Consider the following 22,815-nt stretch of genomic DNA (forward strand, 5'->3'; position numbering starts at 1 on the left):
ATGCCTTCCTCACACGCCACCACTGCCCCCGATCAGCCTGCCCCAGCCCCCCTTTTACAGGCACCCACCCTCCGAAGGCGCATGGCATGCTGGCTGTACGAGGGCATGCTGATGTTCGGCGTGGTCTTTATCTCGGGCTATCTCTACAGCACCCTGAGCCAGACCCGCAATGCGCTGGACAACCGGCATGGACTGCAATTGTTCCTTTTCATCATCTTTGGCATCTACTTTGTGTGGTTTTGGTACAAAGGCCAGACCCTGGCGATGAAGACTTGGCACATCCGTGTGGTGGATGCCATGGGCCAGCCATTGAGCCAGCGCCGCGCGCTCGTGCGCTATGCCTGCAGCTGGCTGTGGTTTCTGCCACCACTGGTCGCTACCCTACCGTTCCACCTTCCGGTGACAGAGGTTTTGGTGCTGCTGACAGGCTGGATCGCCGTCTGGGCCCTGGCCAGCCGCCTGCACCCGCAAAAACAGTTCTGGCATGACGCACTGGCTGGTACACGCCTGATCAGTAGCGAGCCCCCCGCGACGCGCAACAAGGCCTGAGCGGGCAGGATCAGCGCGCCTGGGCAGAAAACCATGTCCATCGCAAGACTGCCATGCGCCATCAGCTCTGTTTTGCATAGCAAATACAAGCGTGCTGTGAACCCATTCCTGCATCGCTTCCCCGGCCTGCTGCAGTGCAATATGGTTATAGTGACGGCTTGCGCTGCCCCCTTGCCTGGGCCACACGCAGATAGCCTGCTCCCAGATCTCACCCCCGCTCACCATTGGCCCGCTCCATGACCGAACCGCTTGCACCACGCCCCCGGCAAGAATCCGCTCCGACGCAACAGGCGCAGCAAGCGCACCAGGACCCGGCCTCAGAGGCCTTTCTGCAGATCAACCCCCACAAGGCGCGCAGCGGTTTCAGCCGGTTGAGGCATGCAGCCGGCTACTCGCTGCAGGGCCTGCGCGCTGGCTGGGGGGAAAAGGCCTTCCGCATGGAAGCCTTGCTGGCTCTGGTGCTGCTGCCTGCCGCCTGCTGGCTGGCAAGGGACTGGCGCGAATGGGCACTGCTGATCCTGCCCGTGTTTCTGGTGCTGATCACCGAATTGCTCAACAGCGCCATTGAAGCGGCCATTGACCGCTTTGGCCCCGAATGGCACCTGCTGTCCAAAAAGGCCAAGGACATGGGCAGTGCTGCCGTGTTTCTGGCCCTGGTATTGTGCGCCGCCGTATGGCTGGCGGCGCTGTATGAAAGATGGTTGAAATGACGATGACTTCCCCTGCTTTTTCGATGTGTGTGTACTGCGGCTCGCGCCCAGGCAAGGATGAGGCCTTTGCTGCCACGGCAGAGGCCGTGGGCACCTGGATTGGCCGCCACGGAGGCCAACTGGTCTATGGCGGCGGCAAATCGGGGCTGATGGGCATGGTGGCGCGCGCCACCCGCGAGGCGGGCGGTCGGGTGGTCGGCGTCATTCCCAAGGCGCTGGTCGATCGCGAACTGGCCAACGAACTGTGCGACGAATTGCACGTGGTGACCACCATGCACGAGCGCAAGGCGATGATGGCAGAGCGCAGCAACGCCTTTGTCGCCATCCCCGGTGGCATCGGCACGTTTGAAGAGCTGTACGAGATCTGGACCTGGCGCCAGCTGGGCTACCACGACAAGCCCATCGGCATCCTCAACACCCAAGGCTATTACGACGGCATGCTGCAGTTTCTGCAGCAGTGCGTGGGCCAGGGCTTCATGGACGAGTGGCAGATGGGCCTGGTGCAAAGCGGAAACGACCACACCACACTGCTGGCCCGGCTGGTGGAAGAAGCCGGTCTCTCGCGCCAGAAGGATGCCCTGCGGGACGTGATCTGAACGCGCAGCCTGCCAGGCCGTTTTCGGTACCGATCAAACGGCCATCAAAAATATGAGCACAGAGCGCAAGCCACCGTTTAACTGCAGATTACTTTTAATCTGAATACCAATACCCGACGGCGCATATCGCTTCCGTTTTGATAGCAAACAAGTGACTCGTCCTGTCATAGGTTGACACCTATTCGCGACTAATCTCCAGCCCAAGCTGGTTGGCGAGAGACGCCCGATGTACTGCATCGGGCGTTTTGTATTTTAGGGACAGGTGCGGCCGGCGCTCGTTGTACAGCCGTACCGATTCGCCCACCATGGTGCGGGCCTGCGAGAGATCGGCAGGTCGTTGCAACAAGTATTCCATCTTGAGGATTCCATTGACCCGCTCAGCCAGAGCGTTTTGGTAGCAATCGTAGCCATCGGTCATGGAGCAGGTGATGCGGTGGCGTGCATGGATGCGCTGGTATTGAGCCGAGCAGTACTGAACACCTCTATCAGAGTGGTGTACGAGCGGCTGATCTGTTCGCCGCTGACGCAGTGCCATCTTCAACGCTTGGCTGACCTGCTTGGTCTCCAGACTATCGTGCACGTGCCAGCCCACGATCTTGCGCGAGTAGGCATCGGTCACCAGGCTCAGATAGGCAGTCTTCTCCTTGGTGGGTAGATACGTGATGTCAGCGACCCATAGCTGCTCACAACCACTTGCCACTGTTTTGGTCGGGCCCTCCTTGAGTAGATTGGGGTGCCTGCGGTAGTGATGATGGCTATTGGTGGTCTTGTGGTACGCATGCCGTGGCAGCACCAGCATGCGTGCTTGGCGCAGGACAACGAACAGTGCATCGCGCCCGATCTGGATTCCCGCCTGTTCAAGCGGCGGCTTGAGCAAGTGCAGCAGTTTGCGCGTGCCAATGCGTGGCTGATGGCGCCTCTCTTCACTGGCCAACTCCACCACCGCCTTGTCCCGCTCGCTGCGTGCACGCTGGCAGACCAGGCGCTTGTAGTGCGCTTGGCGGCTGATTCCCATGTAGCGGCAAGCCCTCGTGACGCTTAACCCTTTGACGAGCTTTTGCGTGAGGACTTGCCCGCAGGCTTTTTTGTGACTTGGACTCCGTAGTCGCGCTTGAGCACGTTCACTACCGCTTCAAAGAAGGCCGCTTTCTCGCGGGCTTCTTTCAGCTGCACTTCCAGCTCCTTGATGCGCTGCTCTGGAGTCAGCAGCTTGGGCGATTCAGGCATCTTCTGTAATCCTTTGCCCCTTGATGATGCAGCTTTCCAGTCCTGCCGTCCGTGCTTGCGAAGCCACACCAGTACAGTTGAGGCGCCCTGGATTCCGTACCGCTCATGGGCCTGCCGGTAGGTCAGCTCACCTCTTTCTACTTGATCGACTACTGCGAGTTTAAAAGCCAGCGTGTAGTCCCGTTGCGTTCTCTTAACCCACTGTTCCATTTGACTTTCCTTTCTGTTCTTCAGAAAGGTGTCAACCCAATTCAGGACGGGTCAAAGTGACAAAAAAAGGCGACTGCTCTTACCAGCAGTCGCCTTTTTGCTTCCGGGTCGCGCCCGGACGCGTACCAAGGTGTCAGTCGTTGTCTGCCACGGTCTTGGCAAAGGCGATGCCGATCAGCGAAATCACCGCCGTGCCAACGATGTACCAGGCCACGGGCACCCACGAGCCGTCATAAGTCTTGAGCAGCCAGGTGGCCAACAGCGGAGCCGTGCCGCCCGCCAGGGCTGCGCCGATCTGGTAGCCCAAAGTGATGCCGGTGTAGCGCACGCGGGTCGAGAAAATCTCCGAGAACAGGGTTCCCAGCACGGCCGTGATCGGCGCCCACACGAGGCCCAGGCCGATGACGGTGGCAATTACCAGGGTCGCGGTGGTGCGCTGCTCCAGCAGCATGAAGTACGGGAAGGTGAATACCGCCATGATGACCGTGCCCGCCACAAACATGCGCTTGCGGCCCACCGTGTCGGAGATGCGACCCATGATCGGGATCATCAGGGTCGTCACCAGGGTGGCCAGCGTCACGGCATTGAGCACCGAGATACGGTCAAAGCCCAGGCTGCTGGTGGCATAGCTGACGATGAAGGTCGAGAAGATGTAGAACGGCGCCGTTTCGACGAACTTGATCGCCACCGCCACCAGCACGGCGCGCCAGTGGTAGCGCAGGGTTTCCACGAGCGGCATCTTGGCCACATTGCCGCTGGCCTTGGCCTGCTTGAAGGCGGGCGTCTCGTCAATGCCCTTGCGAATCCACAGACCCAGGAACACCAGCACCGCGCTCAGCAGGAAAGGCACGCGCCAGCCCCAGGCGAGGAACTGCTCATCCGGCAAGGTGCTCATCACCGTGATGGCCAGGGTTGCGAGCAGCATGCCGATGGTCACACCCATCTGCGGCACGCTGCCGAACAGGCCCTTGCGGTTTTGCGGCGCGTATTCGTAGGCCAGCAGCAAGGCACCGCCCCACTCTCCGCCGATGCCCAGGCCCTGGATCAGGCGCAGCACGATCAGCAGGATGGGCGCCCAGATGCCAATCTGGTCATAGCCGGGCAGCAGGCCGATGAGCACCGTGGCACCACCCATCAGCGACAGGGTGATTACCAGGGTCTTCTTGCGCCCGATGCGATCACCGATGTGCGAGAAGATGAAGCCGCCCAGCGGACGGATGAAGAAGGTCAGCGAAAACGTCAGGTACGACAGCATCAGCCCGACGACCGGGTCGCTGGTGGGAAAAAACACCTTGCTGAACACCAGTGCAGCCGTGGTGGCATACAGGAAGTAGTCGAACCACTCGATGGAGCTGCCCATGAGGCTGGCCATCAGTACGCGCTTGTTCGTGGCCGCGCTCGCCGCGGGCATGGTTGGGGTTGGGCTCATGAAAAGAGAGGGGGATGAGGTTGTAGAAAACAGCCCAAGCCGCCCGCGCAACACCTTGGAGGGCGGCTGCACGGGCAGAAAGGATGTCAGAAAGTCATGAAACGATGGTGGGCGTAATCAGGCAGTTGCCATGAACGCGTCATAGGCGAGCGATGCCGCGGCCACATCTTCGAGCGCCGTGCCCACAGCCTTGTAGACCGTGATTTCTTCTGCGCTGCTGCGGCCAGCGTGCTTGCCTCGGCACAGGTCTTCCAGGGTAGCGGCCAGGCGCGCCGCCTCCCAGGCACCGCTGGCAATCGGCTCCAGAATATCGCCCGATTTCATCAGCGCTTCGCTGGTATCGACAAACACCGTGCCGCGCGCAAAGCAGGCATCGTCACTCTCGCGCATGGCAGGCGTAAAGCCGCCGATCAGATCCAGGTGCGTGCCCGGCTGCAGCCACTCGCCGCGAATCAGGGGCGCCGTGGACAAGGTGGCGCAGCTGATGATGTCCGCCGCGCGTGCCGCCTGCTCCAGATCAGTCGCCACACTGGCATCCACCCCCTGCCCCTGCAGGCGCTCCACCATGGCTTGCGCCGCCTCCGGGCGAATATCCCACACCTGCACGCGGGTGATGTCACGCACGCAGCGGTAGGCGCCGGGCAGCAGGCTGGCGACGCGGCCTGCGCCCACCACCAGCAGCCTGCGCGCATCGGGGCGGCTGAGCCAGCGCGCCGCCAATGCCGATGCAGCCACCGTGCGGCGCGAGGTGATCGTGTCGCCGTCCAACACCGCCAGCGGCACGCCGGTGGTCGCGTCGTACAGGATGAACACCGAATGCAGCCCCGGCAGGCCCTTGGCCTGGTTGCCCGGGAAGATGGAAACGGTCTTGATGCCGATGCGCTTGCCACTCTGCCATGCAGGCATCAGCAGCACGATGCCATCTTCAGCAGGCGTGCTGCCCGCAATCTTGTGGTTGTGGCGCAGCGGCACTTCGCAGCCTTCGATGAACATCTGCTCCAGGCTGTCGATCAAGGGCCCAAAAGGCAGGTGCTGTACGGTGGTGGTCTGGTCAAGTATCTGCATGCGGGTACGGGTGTTTCAAAAATCTACTAAAGAGGAATAAATTTCGTATAGGAAATTTTATGTAGAATTGTTCACGGGTTTTCCCGAGCGGCACCGGTTTTTTCCTAGGGTTTACCCCTGTGAACGGAAAGATAGATGACCTGCGCCTGCGCTCCAAAGGCGCGTGCCGGGCCCTACACTTGCTGGCGCCCAGAAGAACACGAGACATGCCCCATTCCACGACCGCCACCCCTGCCCCACCCCAAGGCAGTGCCAATGCCGACGCCACCACCGATGTGCTGGCCCACAAGCTGCGCCTGCTGCGGCGCAATGCGGGGCTGACCTTGCAGCAGCTCAGCCAGCGCTGCGGCATCTCGGCCTCGGCGCTGTCGAAGGTGGAGCACGGCCAGCTCTCGCCCACCTACGAAAAGATCGCGGCACTGGCGCGGGGACTGGAGGTCGATGTGGGCGAGCTGTTCAGCCCTGTGCAACAGCCTGCGCTGCGGGCGCGCCGCAGTGTGACGCGCGCGGGCGACGGCCTCGCGCACCGCACGCCGCAGTATGCATACGAATTGCTGCATGCCGATCTGGCGGACAAGCGCTTCATTCCCCTGCTCACCACTATCAAGGCGCGAGAGCGCACGGAGTTCCCACAACTGCTGAGCCACGACGGGGAGGAGATGGTCTACGTGCTGCAAGGCAAGGTGGTGATCCATACCGACTGCTATGCGCCACTGGAGCTGGCGGCCGGTGACTCCTGCTACTTCGACAGCGCCATGGGCCATGCCTGCATCTCCGGCGGCGACAAGGACGCGCAGGTGCTGTGGATCTGCTCTCACATCACCATCAAACCATAGCTACAGGCGCCCGGCCCGCGCCATTTTCAGATAAAGACTGATCTGAAGAGCGCACGAAGTAAGCGCTAAGCACTTCTATTTTCATAGCATCCGCCAATAAAAAAGCGCCTTGCAAGCAAGGCGCCTTTCACTTCACGGTGCAGCCAAAGGGTCAGTTGCGCATGCGCATCAGACCGCAGCCTCGTCCATATCGCCGGTGCGGATGCGGATCACGCGCTCGACTTCGGTCACAAAAATCTTGCCGTCGCCAATCTTGCCGGTGCGGGCAGCATTCACGATGGCGTCGACACAGCGGTCCACGTCCTCGTCCTTCACGGCCACTTCGATCTTGACCTTGGGCAGAAAATCGACCACGTACTCCGCACCACGGTACAGCTCGGTATGGCCCTTCTGGCGGCCAAAACCCTTGACTTCGCTGACCGTCAAACCCGTCACGCCCACATCGGCCAAGGCCTCACGCACCTCGTCCAGCTTGAAGGGTTTGATAACGGCGGTAATCATTTTCATAGGTCACTCCTCGGATCGGCCAAACATACACCGCGTGTCACGGCCACACGGCAACTGCAGCTATTGTGCGTCAAGAACTCCGCGCCCACATGGGCGGGCAGATTCAACCGCGAAAACCGTTCGTGATCGGGTAGCGCCAGTCGCGGCCAAAGCCCCGTGCCGACAGGCGTGGCCCCACGGCAGCCTGGCGGCGCTTGTATTCGTTGACGCGGATGAGCCGCACCACGCGCTCCACATCGGCACGCGCGTAGCCAGCGGCCACGATGCTGTCGATATCGGCGTCCTGCTCCATGTAACGCACGATGATCGCATCGAGCACCTCATAAGGTGGCAGGCTGTCCTGGTCCTTCTGATCGGGACGCAGCTCGGCGCTGGGCGGGCGGGTGATGATGCGCTCAGGAATCGGCTCGCGCCCCGTGCCGAAGGGATCGTTCGCATTGCGCCAGCGTGCCAGCTCGAACACGCGGGTCTTGAGCACATCGCGGATCACGGCAAAGCCGCCTGCCATGTCGCCATACAGGGTGCAGTAGCCAGTGGCCATTTCGCTCTTGTTGCCGGTGGTCAGAACGATGGAGCCGAACTTGTTGGACAGCGCCATCAGCAAGGTGCCGCGAATGCGCGCCTGCAGGTTTTCCTCGGTCGTGTCCTCGGGGCGACCCGCAAAATCCTGCGCCAGCGCCGCCTTGAAGCTCTCGAACATCGGCGCGATCGAAATCTCTTCGTACTGCACGCCCAGCCGCCTGGCCATGTCGCACGCATCAATCCAGCTGATGTCAGCGGTATAGGGAGAAGGCATCATCACCGTGCGCACCTTGTCCGCGCCGATGGCATCCACCGCAATGGCCAGCACCAGCGCCGAATCAATGCCGCCGGACAGGCCCAACACCGCACCGGGGAAGCCGCTCTTGCCCAGGTAATCACGCACCGCCAGCACCAGTGCATGCCACAACTGCTGGTTGGTATCGCCCTGCGGAGCGATTTCACCAGACAATTTGATAGCAGGCCCCGAAGTATCGACAGTGGTGAGCAGCAGTTTTTCGTCAAAACCCGGCGCGCGTGCCGCCACGCTGCCATCGGCATTCATCGCAAACGAATGGCCGTCAAACACCAGTTCGTCCTGCCCGCCAATCAGGTGCGTGTACACCAGCGGCAAACCGGTTTCGCGCACACGCTCGGCCACCACCTGCTCGCGCTGGCCTACCTTGTCCATCTGGAAGGGCGATGCATTGATGACCACCAGTACCTGCGCGCCTGCTGCCCGGGCAGCGCGTGCGGGCTGGCTGGCCCAGGCGTCTTCGCAGATCAGGAGACCCACCTGGGTGCCCGCCACGTCGAACACGCAGGTCTGCGCGCCTTCGACAAAATAGCGCGTCTCGTCGAACTCGCGGTAATTGGGCAACAGCTGCTTGCGGTAGCTGGCCAGCAACTGACCGCCGCGCACCACGCTGGCGACGTTGTAGCAGCGGCCATGCGGCGCATGCAGGGCGGCCTTGGGGTGGCCCACGACGATCGTCAGCTCCGGCCACTGGCTGGAGGCATCCACCACCGTCTGCAGCGCCACTTCACAGGCAGCCAGGAACGAGGGGCGTTGGAACAGGTCTTCGGCCGCATAACCGCAAATGGCCAGCTCGGGTGTCAGCAACAGCTGCGCACCCTGGGCCACGGCCTCGGCTGCCGCGTCAATGATCTTGCGGGCGTTGCCCTGCATATCGCCCACAACGAAATTGAGCTGGGCGCTGGCGATGGAAAAGTTGGACATGGTGCTTTATGAACCTGGTGCAGCGAATAACGTGCCTGCCTGTCTCCGCGCCGCCGCATTCGCGTTGCGGCGCGATGAGAGCATTGATATGTTCTATGAGTCTAGCGCGAAAACCAGTCGCAACCTGGCTCGTTGGCTGCAGTCAGGCAAATCAGCCAAGGCAGGCCTGTCAGGCAGGTGCGCCCCGAAATGGGTTTACCCAGGCAAAATCACAGCCTTCCCCGGCAAAACCCTGATGACAATGAACTTTGGCAGCGACAACCAGGCCGGCGTCTCCCCGGCCATCCTGCAGACCCTGGTGCAGGCCGCGAGCGGCATCCAGTCCGCCTATGGCAACGACGACTGGTGCGCGCGCGCCGAGCAGATGCTGTGTGAGGCCTTCGACACACCACTGAAAGCCTTTTTCGTCGCCACCGGCACCGCCGCCAACTGCCTGGCGCTCTCTACCATCGCCCAGCCCTGGAACGCGGTGGTCTGCCACGACATGGCCCATATCGCGGTAGATGAGAACAGTGCGCCCGAATGGTTTACCGGCGGCGCCCGCCTCCTGCCGCTCGCCACCGGCAGCGGCAAGGTTCTGGCTGACGATCTGGACCGCTTTCTGACCAGCTACCCGGCCAGCCCGCCGCACAACATGCTGCCCAGCGCAGTGAGCATTTCGCAGGTGTCGGAAAACGGCTTGGTCTACCGGCCGCACGAGGTGGCCGCCCTTGCCGCCAGCGCCCACACCAAGGGCCTGCGCCTGCACATGGACGGTGCACGCCTGGCCAATGCGGTGGCCGCCCTGGGCTGTCACCCGGCGGACATCACCTGCAAGGCAGGGGTGGATGTGCTCAGCCTGGGGGCCTCGAAAAATGGCGCGCTGATGGCCGAAGCCGTGGTGTTTTTTGACGACGCGCTGGCCGAGCATTTCCGCATCCGCCAGAAACGCGCCGGGCAACTGGTGTCCAAAAGCCGGCTGATCGGAGCGCAATACTGCGCCTGGCTGCAGGACGGCCATTGGCTGCAGTTGGCCCGCCAGGCCAATGCCTCTGCGCGCAGCCTGGCCGATGCCCTGATGGCAACCCAGGCGGCGCGCCTGGCCTGGCCCGCCGAGGCCAACGAGGTGTTTGCCATTCTGCCGCGCGCGCTGCATGCACAACTGGTCTCCCACGGCGTGCGCTGCGCCGACTGGTACGACACCAGCGTTCCGCCCGGCACGGCCCTGGCGACCGACGAGATGGTGGTGCGCTTTGTTGCATCGTGGTCGTCCACCAGCGACGAGGTACAGGCGCTGGCAGACCTGGTGCGGCGCCTCGCCTGATTTCCGCACCCCGGCGCAGGCACAGCACAGCCGCCACAATCGGGCCATGACCCTTTCTTCGCCCGCTTCCCTGCAACTGAAAGTGCTGCACCAGATGGCCGATGTGGATGCCGCCGCCTGGGATGGCCTGCTGGCCCTGCAGGCCCGGCCCACCCCCTTCATGCGCCACGCCTATCTGCAGGCGCTGGAGGACAGCGGCAGCGCCACGACGGAAACAGGCTGGCAGCCCTGCCACATCACTCTGTGGGAAGGTGACGCCCTCGTAGCCGCCTGCCCGCTGTACGCCAAAACCCACTCCTACGGCGAGTACGTGTTTGACTTCGCCTGGGCGCGGGCCTATGCCGACCACGGCCTGCACTACTACCCCAAGGCCGTGGCTGCGGTGCCCTTCACCCCGGTACCCGGCAGCCGCTTGCTGGTGGTACGCCCTGCGCTGCGTGCCACGTTGCTGCACGCGGCGACTGCCTGGTGCCGCGAGCAAGGCCTGTCTTCCCTGCACCTGCTGTTTGCCGATGCCGCCGATCTGCAGGCCGCGCAGCAGGCAGGCCTGATGCAGCGCGAGACCGTGCAGTTCCACTGGCACAACCGCCATGCACGCAACGCGCAAAATGACGGCGCTGCGCCCTATGCCGATTTCGACGACTTTCTGGCGGAGCTGCAGCAGGAAAAGCGCAAGAAAATCCGCCAGGAGCGGCGCAAGGTGCGCGACGCCGGCGTAACGTTCCGCCACGCAACGGGCCGCCAGATCACTGCCGCCGACTGGGCATTCTTCTACGAATGCTATGAGCGAACCTACTTGGAACACGGCAACGCGCCCTACCTGACCCCCGCCTTCTTTGAAGCGATGCGCAATGCCATGCCCGAGCATTGGCTGCTGTTCGTCGCCGAACGCGACAACCGGGCCATCGCCTGCAGCCTGGTCGCCATCAGCGGGCTGCAAGGCTGCACCAGCGGGCCGCTGGAGCCTACCGCCTATGGCCGCTACTGGGGAGCCATCGAGCGCGTGGACAACCTGCATTTCGAGGCCTGCTACTACCAGCCGCTCGAATGGTGCATTGCCAATGGCTATCTTCACTTTGAAGGCGGCGCCCAGGGCGAGCACAAGATGGCACGCGCGCTGTTGCCACTCTCAACGCCCAGCGCGCACTGGGTGGCTGAGCCGCAGTTTGCCCGCGCCATTGCCCATTACCTGCAGCAGGAATCCGCCCACCTGCAGGCCTACCAGCAAGTGCTGCAGAGCCACAGCCCGCTCAAGTGCAATTCGCCACCCGCGTGAAAGGCTCCGCGCCCGCCCCATTTGTAATTAGTTTTAACGATGTCGGCCATCCCGCACAGCCATGTGTTGGCATGGCTGACATGGCCTGCGCCCCCGCCAACCCACAATGCAATCCATCCCCAACGCATCTGAAGGAGTTTGCATGAACAAGGATCAAGTGGTCGGCAAGATCAAGGATTTGGCGGGCGAAGCACAGGCTGGCATTGGCAAGGCCATCAACAGCCCAGAGCAGATTGCCAAAGGCAAGGCACTGGAGACCGAAGGTGAACTGCAGAAGGCCGCAGGCGATGTGAAGCAGGCCGCCAAGGATGCCGTCAAGGAAGTGAAAAAGAACCTCTGATAGTCAGCCTCCTCGCTTGTAACAGCCAAGCAAACGATAGTCACCAACTTAAACAAATTTGGCTGCACTGCCCTGCCGATTTCGGGCATCATGCCTTCATCGGTTTTCACAGAACCCCTCCTTGGCCAGCCTCAGTGCTGGCATTTTTTTGCCCGCATCTGTGGTGCCACCGAGCCTCGGGCAGGCATGCCATACAGCAGCGCTTGCATACCCTGGCGCTGGCAGGGCGCAAAAAAAAGACGCCCGCTGCGTGTGCGGGCGCCTTTGGTTCTTCAAGCTGGCTCACAGGGGCACATGGCGAAGGCGCTCGCTACCCCATCCCTCACATATTGGCAATCATCTCATCGCCAAAGCGCGAGGTGCTCACCTGCGTGGCGCCATCCATCAGGCGCGCGAAGTCATAGGTCACGCGCTTGGACTCGATGGTGGCCTCCATCGAGCGGATGATGAGATCGGCAGCTTCGGTCCAGCCGATGTGGCGCAGCATCATCTCGGCCGACAGAATCATCGAACCGGGGTTCACATAGTCCTTGCCCGCATACTTGGGCGCCGTGCCGTGGGTCGCTTCGAACACGGCGACGCTGTCCGACATATTGGCGCCCGGCGCAATGCCGATGCCGCCAACCTGCGCCGCCACTGCGTCCGAGATGTAGTCGCCATTCAGATTCAAGGTGGCGATCACCGAGTAATCGGCCGGGCGCAGCAGCACCTGCTGCAGGAAGGCATCGGCAATCACGTCCTTGACGATGATCTCCTTGCCGTTTTTGGGGTTCTTCAGCCGCAGCCAGGGGCCGCCGTCGATGGGCTCGGCACCGAACTCCTTCTGCGCCAGTGCATAGCCCCAGTCGCGGAAGGCCCCTTCAGTGAATTTCATGATGTTGCCCTTGTGCACCAGGGTGACGCTGGGCTTGTCATGGTCGATGGCGTACTGGATGGCCTTGCGCACCAGGCGCTCGCTGCCTTCGCGCGAGACGGGTTTGATGCCGATGCCCGAGGTCTCGGGAAAACGGATCTTCTGGCTACCCACCTCCTTGCGCAGGAACTCGATCAGCTTGACGGCCACGTCCGAGCCTGCGGCAAACTCGATGCCAGCGTAGATATCCTCCGAGTTCTCGCGGAAGATGACCATGTCGGTCTTCTCGGGCTCGCGCACCGGCGACGGCACGCCCGCAAAATAGCGCACCGGGCGCAGGCAGACGTAGAGGTCCAGCGTCTGGCGCAAGGTGACATTGAGCGAGCGGATGCCGCCGCCCACCGGCGTGTTCAGCGGGCCCTTGATGGCAACGAGGTACTGGCCGATGGCGTCCAGCGTCTCCTGCGGCATCCATTGGTCTGCACCGTACACCTGCGTCGCCTTCTCGCCTGCGAACACCTCCATCCATGCAATGCGGCGGGCTTCGCCATAGGTCTTGGCCACTGCAGCGTCGACCACCTTGCGCATCACCGGGGTGACATCACGGCCCACGCCGTCGCCTTCGATGAACGGAATGATGGGCTGCGGCGGCACCTGCAGCGCATGGCCCTCGCGCGCAGTGATGGGCTGGCCGCCGTCAGGCAGGCGGATGTGTTGGTAAGACATGGAACCTCTCTCCAGAATCATCAGGAACCGTGAAGCGCTGCATGCCATGGCGCACATGCAGCGGCGTTGCTGCGATGGATTCTATCGACAATGGCCACCTCTGCTGTCGCGCACATCGGGCCTGCGCATCTCGTTCAACGATGCAGCCAGATCGTGTATAAAACCCCCACGGCGCCTTGCGCTGCCCGTTTTTTGAGAAGGCCCTGTTTCCCTATGTCCTGCCTGAATTTTCTTGCCCGCACCTCCACCGTCGCCCTGGCCCTGGGTCTGTCGGCACTCAGCTTTTCCGCCACGGCCCAGACGGCTGGCGAGCCGCAGATGAATCTGCAGCGTACCGAGTTGTCGGCCGGCATGCACCGCATCCATGCCCAGGTAGCCCAGACCCCTCGCCAGCGCGAAGTGGGCTTGATGCATCGCAAGGAAATGCCTGCCGCCGAAGGCATGTTGTTCGTGTTCGAACAGCCCGCCATGCAGTGCTTCTGGATGAAGAACACCTTGCTGCCACTGACCGCCGCCTTTGTGGCCGACGACGGCACCATCGTCAACCTCGCCGACATGCAGCCCATGACCGAAGACTCGCACTGCTCGCGCAAGCCGGTGCGTTACGTGCTGGAGATGAACCAGGGCTGGTTCAAGCAGAAAGGCATTGCCGAAGGCGCGCAACTGCGGGGCAAGCCGTTCAGCCAGTAAGGGCTCGGGCGCTGCAAGTTTGGCGGGCGCCAGCCTCCGCATACCCATAGATGAAATACCTGTAGCGCCTGATGGTAGAGCGTCAATCGCTATAGAAAATATAGCGAAAAGAAACACTTTACCCACTTCAATGGCTGAGTGCATAAAAAAACCGCAGTCCGAAAACTGCGGTTTTTTTATGGAGGCCCCTGCCTTGTGCAGGACACGGGGCTTGTCAGACCTTATTCACAGGTCTCAGATTTCTGCAACCACCTTGTTGAAAGTGGCGCTGGGGCGCATCACGGCGTCCAGCTTGGCGGTATCGGGCTGGTAGTAACCGCCGATGTCCACGGCCTTGCCCTGCACGGCCTTCAGCTCGGCAACGATCTTGGCTTCGCCATCGGCCAGTTGCTGGGCAATAGGCGCAAACTTGGCAGCCAGCTCCTTGTCTTCGGTCTGGGCGGCCAGCGCCTGGGCCCAGTACAGCGCGATGTAGAACTGCGAACCACGGTTGTCCAGCTCGCCGGTGCGGCGCGATGGCGACTTGTCCAGGTCCAGCAGCTTGCCGGTAGCCTCGTCCAGGGTCTTGGCCAGCAGCTTGGCGCGGTTGTTGTTGTTCTTGATGCCCAGCTCTTCGAACGACACAGCCAGCGCCAGGAACTCGCCCAGCGAATCCCAGCGCAGGTGGTTTTCTTCCACCAGTTGCTCCACGTGCTTGGGCGCAGAGCCACCGGCGCCGGTTTCGTACAGGCCACCGCCCTGCATCAGAGGCACGACAGACAGCATCTTGGCCGAGGTACCCAACTCCAGGATCGGGAACAGGTCGGTCAGATAGTCGCGCAGGATGTTGCCGGTCACCGAGATGGTGTCCAGGCCACGGGCGGCGCGCTCCAGCGTGTAGCGCATGGCGCGCACTTGCGACAGGATGTAGATTTCCAGGCCGCTGGTGTCGTGCTCCTTGAGGTACTTGTTGACCTTCTGGATCAGCTCGGACTCGTGCGGACGGTAGGGGTCGAGCCAGAACACGGCAGGCATGCCGGAGTTGCGGGCACGCGTGACGGCCAGCTTCACCCAGTCGCGGATCGGTGCGTCCTTGACCTGGCACATGCGCCAGATATCGCCTGCTTCCACGTTCTGGCTCATCAGCACTTCGCCGGTGGCGATGTCCACAATGTTGGCCACGCCGTCTTCGGAGATTTCGAAGGTCTTGTCGTGCGAACCGTATTCCTCGGCCTTCTGCGCCATCAGGCCCACGTTGGGCACGGTGCCCATGGTGCGGGGGTCGAAGTTGCCGTGCCACTTGCAGAAGTTGATCACTTCCTGGTAGATACGGGCAAAGGTCGATTCAGGCATCACGGCCTTGCAATCGTAGGGCTTGCCATCGGCAGCCCACATCTTGCCGCCGCCGCGGATCATGGCAGGCATGGAGGCGTCCACGATCACATCGTTGGGCGAATGGAAGTTGGTGATGCCCTTGGCCGAGTCGACCATGGCCAGACGCGGACGGTGCTCCTGGCACTTGTGCAGGTCGCGGATGATCTCGTCGCGCTGCGACGCGGGCAGCGTGTCGATCTTGGCGTACAGATCGGCCATGCCGTTGTTCACGTTCACGCCCAGTTCGTCGAACAGCTTGCCGTGCTTCTCGAAAGCTTCCTTGTAGAAGATCTTGACGCAGTGGCCGAACACGATAGGGTGGGACACCTTCATCATCGTCGCCTTGACGTGCAGCGAGAACAGGATGCCCGATTCGCGGCAGTCTTCGATCTCGCGCTCGTAGAAAGCCAGCAGGGCCTTCTTGCTCATGAACATGGAATCGATCACTTCTGCATCCTGCAGCTTGACCTTGTCCTTGAGCACGATGGTCTTGCCGGACTTCGTCTCCAGCACCATCTTCACATCGCGGGCCTTGTCCAGGGTCATGGACTTTTCGCCGTGGTAGAAATCGCCCTCTTCCATGTGCGAGACATGGGTCTGCGACCACTGCTTCCATTCACCCATCGAGTGGGGGTGCTTCTTGGCGTAGTTCTTGACGGCGGCAGGCGCGCGGCGGTCCGAATTACCTTCACGCAGCACGGGGTTCACGGCCGAGCCGATGCACTTGCTGTAACGCGCCTTGATGTCCTTTTCTTCCGGCGTGCCGGGGTTCCCAGGATAGTCGGGCAGCTTGTAACCCTTGTCCTGCAGCTCCTTGATGGCTTCCTGCAACTGGCCCACCGATGCCGAGATGTTGGGCAGCTTGATGATGTTGGCGTCTGGCGTCAGCGTCAGCTTGCCCAGGTCTGCCAGGTTGTTCGGAACGCGTTGTGCCTCGGTCAGGAACTCAGGGAACTCACCGAGAATGCGGGCTGCCAGCGAAATATCACTCTCGGCCACATTGATGCCTGCCGCGCCCGCGAAGCTGCGCACGATGGGCAGGAACGACGCGGTCGCCAGGCGAGGCGCTTCGTCGGTCAGGGTGTAGATGATGGTGGGTTGCTGGGTAGTCATCTGGTCTTTCAAGTGGCAAAAGTTCAGGGGAGCGTTGCTGCTGAAGGCAGTGGTCTCGTCTGCCTCTATATACGTAAACGCCCGCGTGAAGCCATCTTATGACGCGCACCGCAACCAGCTCTGGGTAATCCCATAAATGGCGCAATGCAATATCACAATACGGAATTCAACAGGAAAGGATTGTCGCTGGTTTTTAAGTCTTATACAAGAGTTGACCCAGCGAATTGATCGCCCAAGGCGTCCGCATGTGCACACCCCTGTGCTGTCACAAACCACGCCGCCTTCATAATGCACGCTGCCTGCTGCACATTTGTGAATCCCCACAACGACACACCCACCATGACCAACCCACGCCCCGCTGCACTTGAGCTGCTCGAGTCCGATGTGCAGTGGACCGCCGTGCGTGCTCAGGGGCCAGGGGGACAGAACGTCAACAAGGTGAGCAGCGCCGTGCACCTGCGCTTTGACATCCGGGCATCGCGCCTGCCCGAGGATGTGCAACAACGCCTGCTGGCCTTGAGCGATAGCCGCATCACGACCGAAGGCGTGATCGTCATCAAGGCCCAGCAGTACCGCACGCAGGAACACAACCTGTGGGATGCCCTGCAGCGCCTCAACGCCCTGGTCGCGCAGGCTGCTGCCGTGCCCCGCAAGCGCCGCGCCACCAAGCCCACATGGGGGTCTCAGCAGCGCCGCCTGCAGGGCAAAAGCCTGCGCGCCAATGTGAAGGCGCTGCGCGGCAAGGTGGTGGACTAGAACGTAGAACGCACCCGAAGCTCAGCGGTCCACCAGGGCCAACGCCGCTTCGGTGTACCGGCCACCCCGTACGCGCGCAGGGTCCATCGCAGCGCCAATCTCGCGCAGCTCCGCATCGCTGAGCACCACGTTGGCCGCGAGCGCGTTTTCGCGCAGGTGCTGCTCACGCCGCGCGCCGGGAATCGGCACGATGGATGGCGACTGCGCCAGCACCCATGCCAGAGCCAGCTGCGCTGCCGAGAGGCCGCGCTCTGCCGCCATGCGCTGCAAGGTGGCCACCAGCGACTGGTTCGCACCCCAGGCCTCGGCCTGAAACCGTGGCAGGCTGCGGCGGAAATCATCCTCGGACAACTCGCCCGGCGCAGGCAGCTTGCCGGTCAGTGCGCCGCGCCCCAAGGGGCTGTAGGGCACAAAGCCGATGCCCAGTTCGGCGCATGCGGGCAGCACCTCCGCCTCAGGCTCGCGGCTCCAGAGCGAATACTCCGACTGCACGGCCGAGATGGGGTGCACGGCATGCGCCTTGCGCAGCGTGGCCGCCGACACCTCCGACAGACCTAGAAAGCGCACCTTACCTTGCCGCACCAGATCGCCCATGGTGCCAACCACCTCTTCTATCGGAACAGCCGGATCGACCCGGTGCTGGTAGAGCAGATCGATGGCCTCGATCCCCAGCCGCTCAAGCGACGCTTCGACAACCGCACGGATATGCGCGGGGCGGCTGTTCACCCCCACCATGCGCTGCGCCCCGCGCTGCTGCGGCGTCTCGGGGGCAATGTCAAAGCCGAACTTGGTGGCCACCACGACTTCATCGCGGCGCCCTTTGAGCGATTGCAGCGCCCGGCCAATGAGCTGCTCATTGGTGAATGGCCCGTACACCTCTGCCGTGTCCCAGAAATTCACACCGAGATCGAGCGCACGGTGCAAGGTGGCAATGGACTGCGCGTCGTCGGCATCGCCATACGCAAAACTCATACCCATGCATCCCAGCCCGACTGCCGACACCTGCAAACCCTGTGAGCCCAGTTTCCTCATTTGCATTTCAGATCCTTTCAATGAAACGGACCCAGTGTGCGACAGCAGACTGTATTTGATAATCCATATAATATTTAATGAATCATTGAGCAAAATTCATAAATGAAAAATCTCTCGGAGACCGGCGAAGCCAGCCTCGACGCCCTTGCCGCCTTCGTGCGGGTGGCCCAGCTGTGCAGCTTCAGCAAGGCGGCCCGCCAGTTGGGGGTGACGCCATCGGCCCTCAGCCACAGCCTTCGGCAGGTCGAAGAAGTGCTGGGCACGCGCCTGCTCAACCGAACGACGCGCAGCGTGACGCCAACCGATGCGGGGCAACTGCTGCTGCAGCGGCTCTCCCCCGCGCTGCAGGACATCCAGGGAGCGCTGCGCGAGGTGCGCGAGCTGGGGGGCACGCCATCGGGTACGCTGCGGCTCAATGTTCCCAGGCAGGCGGCCCGTCTGGTGCTGGCGCCGCTGCTGGCGGCGTTCCACGCGCGCTGCCCCAAGGTGCTGCTTGAGATCGTCACGGACGACCGCATGGTGGATATCGTGCGGGACGGGTTTGATGCCGGCATCCGCTTCGGCGGGCGTGTGGCAGCAGACATGGTGGCACTGCCGCTGCGGCCTGCACCCCGCTTTCTGGTGGTGGCCACGCCCGCTTACCTTGATCTCCATGGTCGCCCCAAGCACCCACGCGACCTGGCGGCACATGCCTGCATCAACCGCCGCTTTCCCGGCAGCGCCCCCTACGCATGGGAGTTCGCCAAAAAAGGACAGTCCATGGAAGTCCCCGTGAACGGCCCCTTGACGCTGGACGACGACCAACTGGTTCTGCAGGCCGCACTGGACGGCATGGGTCTGGCCTATGTCTATGACGGCATGGTGGGCGAAGCACTGTCGTCGGGCCGGCTGGAATGCGTCCTGCAGGACTGGTGTCCGCAGACCGAGGGGTTTTACCTCTACTATTCAAGCCGCCGCCATGTGCCCGCTGCACTGCGCGAGCTGATACGCCTGCTGCAGGCATCGTCCTGAAGCGCCTGCCCGTCATTGAAAGGGGCAAAAAGAAAACGCCTCCTTGCGGAGGCGTTCGTGCTTGCCGGAAAGCAAGCCGCTGTGCGCCGGACGATCAGGCGAAATTGGCTTCGGCAAACTTCCAGTTCACCAGGCTTGCCAGGAAGGTCTCGACAAACTTGGGACGCAGGTTGCGGTAGTCGATGTAGTAGGCGTGTTCCCACACGTCCACCGTCAGCAGGGCCTTGTCGGCGGTGGTCAGCGGCGTGCCTGCGGCACCGGTGTTGACGATGTCGACCGAACCGTCAGCCTTCTTCACCAGCCAGGTCCAGCCCGAGCCGAAATTGCCCACGGCCGATGCCTGGAAGGCCTTCTTGAATTCGTCGAAGCTGCCCCACTTCTTGTTGATGGCATCTGCCAGCGCGCCGCTTGGAGCACCGCCGCCATTGGGGGCCATGCAGTTCCAGAAAAAGGTATGGTTCCAGATCTGGGCTGCGTTGTTGTAGATACCGCCGGAAGACTTCTTGACCACGTCTTCCAGTTCCATGTTTTCGAACTCGGTGCCCTTTTGCAGGTTGTTCAGGTTCACCACATAAGCGTTGTGGTGCTTGCCATAGTGGTACTCCATGGTTTCCTTGCTGTAGGCAGGGGCCAGGGCGTCAAGCGCGTAAGGCAGGGGTGGCAGAGTGCGTTCCATCGTCGTTTCCTCGTGGTTGGTATGGTTGCAAAATGGGCAGCAGCGTGCGCTCCGCAAAGGGCGCCGCGCTTTCGCTGGCATCGGTCGATTGTAGAAAGGAAAATCGACCTGATGACCAATAGGGTTCAACAGAAATTCATATGGCCACCATAGCATGCAGACATGGCAGCATGGGGTCAGCGGTTGCCGACAATCCACCACACCCAAACACCGGCATGCCTCGTTCGGATCTGGCCTGCACCGTTACACGACAAAGCCGGCAGCCCCACACTCACACCAGCAAGCGCTGGGTAGCCACTACATCCACACTGCCATCGGCCAGTTCCGCATGCATGGCCTTGCCCGGTGTCGCCTGCGTTACTGAGTGGATGACCTGGCCATCCATGCCGGTGAGCAGTGCATAGCCGCGCGAGAGTACCTGCCTGGGATTGAGCAACTCCAGCCGCGCCCCCAGGCGTTCGACATGCTGTTCCTGCCGCTCCAGACTGCGAGCCACGCTCACCGGAAAAGTACTGGCCAGATGCTGCACGCGCTTGTCCTGCCCATGCAGCTGGCTTTGCACCGCTGCCTGCAGGCGCTGCGCGTTGCGATCGAGCCCCTGCTGCTGGCGGTGCACCAGGCCTGAGGGCCGGGCGATCTGGCGTGCAGCCATGTCCAGGCGCTGCAATTGGCGGTCAATATGCCGCTCGACCGCGTCGTCCAGGCGCTCCTGTACCAGATCAAGCGCGCCCAGCCACACGTCCCGGGGCTGGCACACCAACTCGGCTGCCGCCGTTGGCGTGGGTGCGCGCAGGTCGGCACAGAAGTCTGCGATGGTGAAATCCGTCTCGTGCCCCACGCCGCTGATGAGCGGCACCGGGCTTTGCACAATGGTGCGCGCCAGTTGCTCGTCGTTGAAAGCCCACAAGTCTTCCAGCGATCCGCCGCCGCGCACCAGCAGGATGGTGTCGATGGCCGCTGCCGGAACCTCATCCGTCAAGCCTGCATCCAGCGCAATCTGCGCATCTGCCAGCCGGTACAGTTTCTGTAGCGCATCCACCATCGATGGAGCCGCCTGCCCCCCTTGCACCAACGCAGGCACCAGCACCACAGGCAGTTGCGGCACACGGCGGCGCAAGGCGGTCACCACATCGTGCAGCGCTGCCGCACCCAGCGAGGTGACGATGCCAACGCCGCGCGGCATCAGCGGCAGCGGGCGCTTGCGGGCCGCATCGAACAGGCCTTCGGCTTCCAACTGCGCCTTGAGGCGAAGAAACTGCTCGAACAAGGCGCCCTGCCCGGCACGGCGCATGTCCTCCACCACCAGTTGCAGGTCGCCGCGTTGTTCATACACGCCGAGCTTTCCCACCACTTCCACCAGTTCGCCATCGCGCGGGGTAAATCCAAGCGACTGTGCCGCACGCTTGAACATGGCGCAGCGGATCTGGCCGTTCACATCCTTGAGATTGAAGTAGCAGTGGCCGCTGGCCGCCCGTGAAAAGCCGCTCAGCTCTCCCCGCACCGCCACCGGGTTGAAGCGGGCTGACAAGGCATCGCCCACCGCACGGCACAACGCGCCCACTTCCCAGATGCGGGGAGCAGCGGTGGGAGAGGTGTCGAAATCATTCATAAATTGCCTCTAGCGCCCAATCAACAGGCGCAAACAGCTACATTTTCAATAGCATATTCACCGATACCACACAGAAAGATCGGCCCGGCCACCACCATCCAGCGCCAAAAAGCAACATTGCACGCCATCACGGTTGGTTTTGTTCGCAACTTCTTCGATGCCCGCCCTTCCGGCCCCCGTCCAGACGACCTGCCGTCCAGTTCCGCACAGGAGCCAGGGCAGTAGTCCACAGCAGGCAAAGCGCCAGGGTGCGTCATCTCACCGTCATAGTCTGTAGCGCAAAGCGCCGAATACAGGTGCAACAAGTTGATTTATATATATTTTTATCAGCTTATTTTTTAAGCAATCTAAGAAAAACCCCGTGCTTTCAGCAATTTTTCCGGCTGATGACAGATTGCCCACAAAGTTATCCACACATTCTGTGGAAGACTTGGCCCCTGGCGCCACCAATGCCCGTACCCTGTTGGCTACAGGCCGCGTCCGCCATGATTTTAGGCTGACAGCAAGCCACGTTGCGCCATAATGCATTGCTGAAAAGAACGAGCGGAGAGAGATTTTGTTTTCCATTATTCAAGCCGCAGGCTGGCCGATCTGGCCGCTGATCGCCTGCTCCATCCTGGCCCTGGCGCTGATTGTTGAACGGTTTCTGGCACTGAAGACGGCCAAGGTAGCTCCCCCCAATCTGCTGCAGGAGGCGATTTCCGTCTCCTCCACCAGCGTGCCCAGCGCGGAAGTGGTGAACCAGTTGGGACAGAATTCGGCCCTGGGCGAAGTGCTGGCCAGCGGCTTGCGCGCCATCAACAGCGAGCCCCGCATCTCCGAAGCCGATCTGCGCGCCACCATGGAAAGCGCAGGCCGTCGTGCTGCACAGAACCTCGAGAAATACCTCACAGCGCTTGCCACCATTGCGTCAGCCGCTCCTCTTTTAGGACTGCTGGGAACCGTGATCGGCATGATCGAAATCTTCGGCTCGCAAAGCGGCGGCGGCAACAACCCCACCCTGCTGGCCCACGGTATCTCGATCGCGCTGTACAACACGGCCTTCGGCTTGATCGTCGCCATTCCTGCGCTGATTTTCTGGCGCTATTTCCGCAGCCGCGTCGATGGCTACCTCCTGACGCTGGAGTTGTCGGCTGAACAGTTCCTGCGCCACCTGAACAAGCTGCGCCGCGGCTGATCGCGTCAGGAG

22 protein-coding genes are annotated in these 22,815 nt (G+C 62.0%); 11 read left to right on the plus strand and 11 right to left on the minus strand.

Annotation, left to right across the window (positions count from 1 at the left end; translation table 11 throughout):
- The 3 genes from LAD35_RS13350 to LAD35_RS13360 all read left to right on the plus strand — a co-directional run bounded on the left by LAD35_RS13350 (nt 1) and on the right by LAD35_RS13360 (nt 1,855).
- The gene (locus LAD35_RS13350) at nt 1-549 is read left to right on the plus strand and encodes an RDD family protein (RefSeq protein WP_224149527.1); all 549 of its coding nucleotides are present in this window, start codon (nt 1-3) and stop codon (nt 547-549) included.
- Nucleotides 550-785: 236 nt separating this feature from the next.
- Entirely contained in the window at nt 786-1,259 is a 474-nt protein-coding gene (locus LAD35_RS13355; protein WP_317986705.1) for a diacylglycerol kinase, read from the plus strand.
- A 2-nt stretch (nt 1,260-1,261) separates the two neighbouring features.
- The gene (locus LAD35_RS13360; RefSeq protein WP_224152691.1) at nt 1,262-1,855 is read left to right on the plus strand and encodes an LOG family protein; all 594 of its coding nucleotides are present in this window, start codon (nt 1,262-1,264) and stop codon (nt 1,853-1,855) included.
- Nucleotides 1,856-2,033: 178 nt separating this feature from the next.
- On the opposite strand, the gene LAD35_RS13365 is transcribed toward LAD35_RS13360, so the two are convergent.
- From LAD35_RS13365 to LAD35_RS13375, 3 genes are all read right to left on the minus strand, one after another.
- Nucleotides 2,034-3,292, minus strand: a protein-coding gene (locus LAD35_RS13365) for an IS3 family transposase (RefSeq protein ID WP_396022749.1) whose coding sequence is annotated in 2 segments (ribosomal slippage) — nt 2,034-2,944 and nt 2,944-3,292 — 1,260 coding nt in all. Because the reading frame shifts where the segments join, the coding sequence is not laid out codon by codon here.
- Nucleotides 3,293-3,425: 133 nt separating this feature from the next.
- Complete coding sequence (locus LAD35_RS13370) at nt 3,426-4,721, minus strand: MFS transporter (protein ID WP_224149529.1); 1,296 nt, start codon at nt 4,719-4,721, stop codon at nt 3,426-3,428.
- Nucleotides 4,722-4,838: 117 nt separating this feature from the next.
- The gene (locus LAD35_RS13375) at nt 4,839-5,786 is read right to left on the minus strand and encodes an ornithine cyclodeaminase family protein (RefSeq protein WP_224149530.1); all 948 of its coding nucleotides are present in this window, start codon (nt 5,784-5,786) and stop codon (nt 4,839-4,841) included.
- Between the two features lie 206 nt (nt 5,787-5,992).
- Between LAD35_RS13375 and LAD35_RS13380 the strand changes: the two genes are divergently transcribed.
- Nucleotides 5,993-6,622 carry a helix-turn-helix domain-containing protein gene (locus tag LAD35_RS13380; RefSeq protein WP_224149531.1) on the plus strand — a complete coding sequence of 210 codons (630 nt, stop codon included), beginning with the start codon at nt 5,993-5,995 and terminating at the stop codon, nt 6,620-6,622.
- Between the two features lie 168 nt (nt 6,623-6,790).
- On the opposite strand, the gene glnK is transcribed toward LAD35_RS13380, so the two are convergent.
- Together glnK and LAD35_RS13390 are read right to left on the minus strand one after the other, a co-directional pair.
- A complete protein-coding gene (gene glnK, locus LAD35_RS13385) occupies nt 6,791-7,129 on the minus strand; it encodes a P-II family nitrogen regulator (RefSeq protein ID WP_224149532.1) in 339 nt (112 codons plus the stop codon).
- A gap of 103 nt (nt 7,130-7,232) precedes the next feature.
- Nucleotides 7,233-8,888, minus strand: a complete 1,656-nt coding sequence (locus LAD35_RS13390; RefSeq protein WP_224149533.1) for an NAD+ synthase — start codon at nt 8,886-8,888, stop codon at nt 7,233-7,235.
- 235 nt (nt 8,889-9,123) lie between these two features.
- On the opposite strand from LAD35_RS13390, the gene LAD35_RS13395 reads away from it, so the two are divergent.
- The 3 genes from LAD35_RS13395 to LAD35_RS13405 all read left to right on the plus strand — a co-directional run bounded on the left by LAD35_RS13395 (nt 9,124) and on the right by LAD35_RS13405 (nt 11,807).
- Nucleotides 9,124-10,191, plus strand: a complete 1,068-nt coding sequence (locus LAD35_RS13395; RefSeq protein ID WP_224149534.1) for a threonine aldolase family protein — start codon at nt 9,124-9,126, stop codon at nt 10,189-10,191.
- Nucleotides 10,192-10,237: 46 nt separating this feature from the next.
- The gene (locus LAD35_RS13400) at nt 10,238-11,467 is read left to right on the plus strand and encodes a GNAT family N-acetyltransferase (protein ID WP_224149535.1); all 1,230 of its coding nucleotides are present in this window, start codon (nt 10,238-10,240) and stop codon (nt 11,465-11,467) included.
- A 142-nt stretch (nt 11,468-11,609) separates the two neighbouring features.
- Nucleotides 11,610-11,807 (plus strand): CsbD family protein, encoded by a 198-nt coding sequence (locus tag LAD35_RS13405; protein WP_224149536.1) that lies wholly within the window; start codon nt 11,610-11,612, stop codon nt 11,805-11,807.
- Nucleotides 11,808-12,129: 322 nt separating this feature from the next.
- Here the strand turns inward: LAD35_RS13405 and icd are convergent, their stop codons facing one another.
- Complete coding sequence (gene icd, locus LAD35_RS13410) at nt 12,130-13,386, minus strand: NADP-dependent isocitrate dehydrogenase (RefSeq protein ID WP_224149537.1); 1,257 nt, start codon at nt 13,384-13,386, stop codon at nt 12,130-12,132.
- Nucleotides 13,387-13,599: 213 nt separating this feature from the next.
- On the opposite strand from icd, the gene LAD35_RS13415 reads away from it, so the two are divergent.
- A complete protein-coding gene (locus LAD35_RS13415; protein ID WP_224149538.1) occupies nt 13,600-14,076 on the plus strand; it encodes a DUF192 domain-containing protein in 477 nt (158 codons plus the stop codon).
- Between the two features lie 234 nt (nt 14,077-14,310).
- On the opposite strand, the gene LAD35_RS13420 is transcribed toward LAD35_RS13415, so the two are convergent.
- Complete coding sequence (locus tag LAD35_RS13420) at nt 14,311-16,542, minus strand: NADP-dependent isocitrate dehydrogenase (protein ID WP_224149539.1); 2,232 nt, start codon at nt 16,540-16,542, stop codon at nt 14,311-14,313.
- Between the two features lie 339 nt (nt 16,543-16,881).
- Between LAD35_RS13420 and arfB the strand changes: the two genes are divergently transcribed.
- On the plus strand, nt 16,882-17,298 hold the full coding sequence (gene arfB / locus LAD35_RS13425) for an alternative ribosome rescue aminoacyl-tRNA hydrolase ArfB (RefSeq protein ID WP_224149540.1): 417 nt from the start codon (nt 16,882-16,884) through the stop codon (nt 17,296-17,298).
- Between the two features lie 21 nt (nt 17,299-17,319).
- On the opposite strand, the gene LAD35_RS13430 is transcribed toward arfB, so the two are convergent.
- A complete protein-coding gene (locus tag LAD35_RS13430) occupies nt 17,320-18,336 on the minus strand; it encodes an aldo/keto reductase (RefSeq protein WP_224149541.1) in 1,017 nt (338 codons plus the stop codon).
- A 96-nt stretch (nt 18,337-18,432) separates the two neighbouring features.
- Between LAD35_RS13430 and LAD35_RS13435 the strand changes: the two genes are divergently transcribed.
- Entirely contained in the window at nt 18,433-19,341 is a 909-nt protein-coding gene (locus LAD35_RS13435; RefSeq protein WP_224149542.1) for a LysR family transcriptional regulator, read from the plus strand.
- Between the two features lie 94 nt (nt 19,342-19,435).
- On the opposite strand, the gene LAD35_RS13440 is transcribed toward LAD35_RS13435, so the two are convergent.
- The 3 genes from LAD35_RS13440 to LAD35_RS13450 form a co-directional block, all read right to left on the minus strand.
- Entirely contained in the window at nt 19,436-20,017 is a 582-nt protein-coding gene (locus tag LAD35_RS13440) for a superoxide dismutase (RefSeq protein WP_224149543.1), read from the minus strand.
- 271 nt (nt 20,018-20,288) lie between these two features.
- Nucleotides 20,289-21,626, minus strand: a complete 1,338-nt coding sequence (xseA, locus tag LAD35_RS13445; RefSeq protein ID WP_224149544.1) for an exodeoxyribonuclease VII large subunit — start codon at nt 21,624-21,626, stop codon at nt 20,289-20,291.
- A gap of 264 nt (nt 21,627-21,890) precedes the next feature.
- Nucleotides 21,891-22,193: a hypothetical protein gene (locus LAD35_RS13450; protein ID WP_224149545.1), complete on the minus strand. Its 303-nt coding sequence runs from the start codon at nt 22,191-22,193 to the stop codon at nt 21,891-21,893.
- On the opposite strand from LAD35_RS13450, the gene LAD35_RS13455 reads away from it, so the two are divergent.
- Nucleotides 22,183-22,803 carry a MotA/TolQ/ExbB proton channel family protein gene (locus LAD35_RS13455; RefSeq protein WP_224149546.1) on the plus strand — a complete coding sequence of 207 codons (621 nt, stop codon included), beginning with the start codon at nt 22,183-22,185 and terminating at the stop codon, nt 22,801-22,803. The two genes, LAD35_RS13450 and LAD35_RS13455, sit on opposite strands and share 11 nt — an antisense overlap.
- Nucleotides 22,804-22,815: the final 12 nt, after the last annotated feature.

The sequence above is a fragment of the Comamonas odontotermitis genome, assembly GCF_020080045.1.
GTDB lineage: Bacteria > Pseudomonadota > Gammaproteobacteria > Burkholderiales > Burkholderiaceae_C > Comamonas > Comamonas odontotermitis.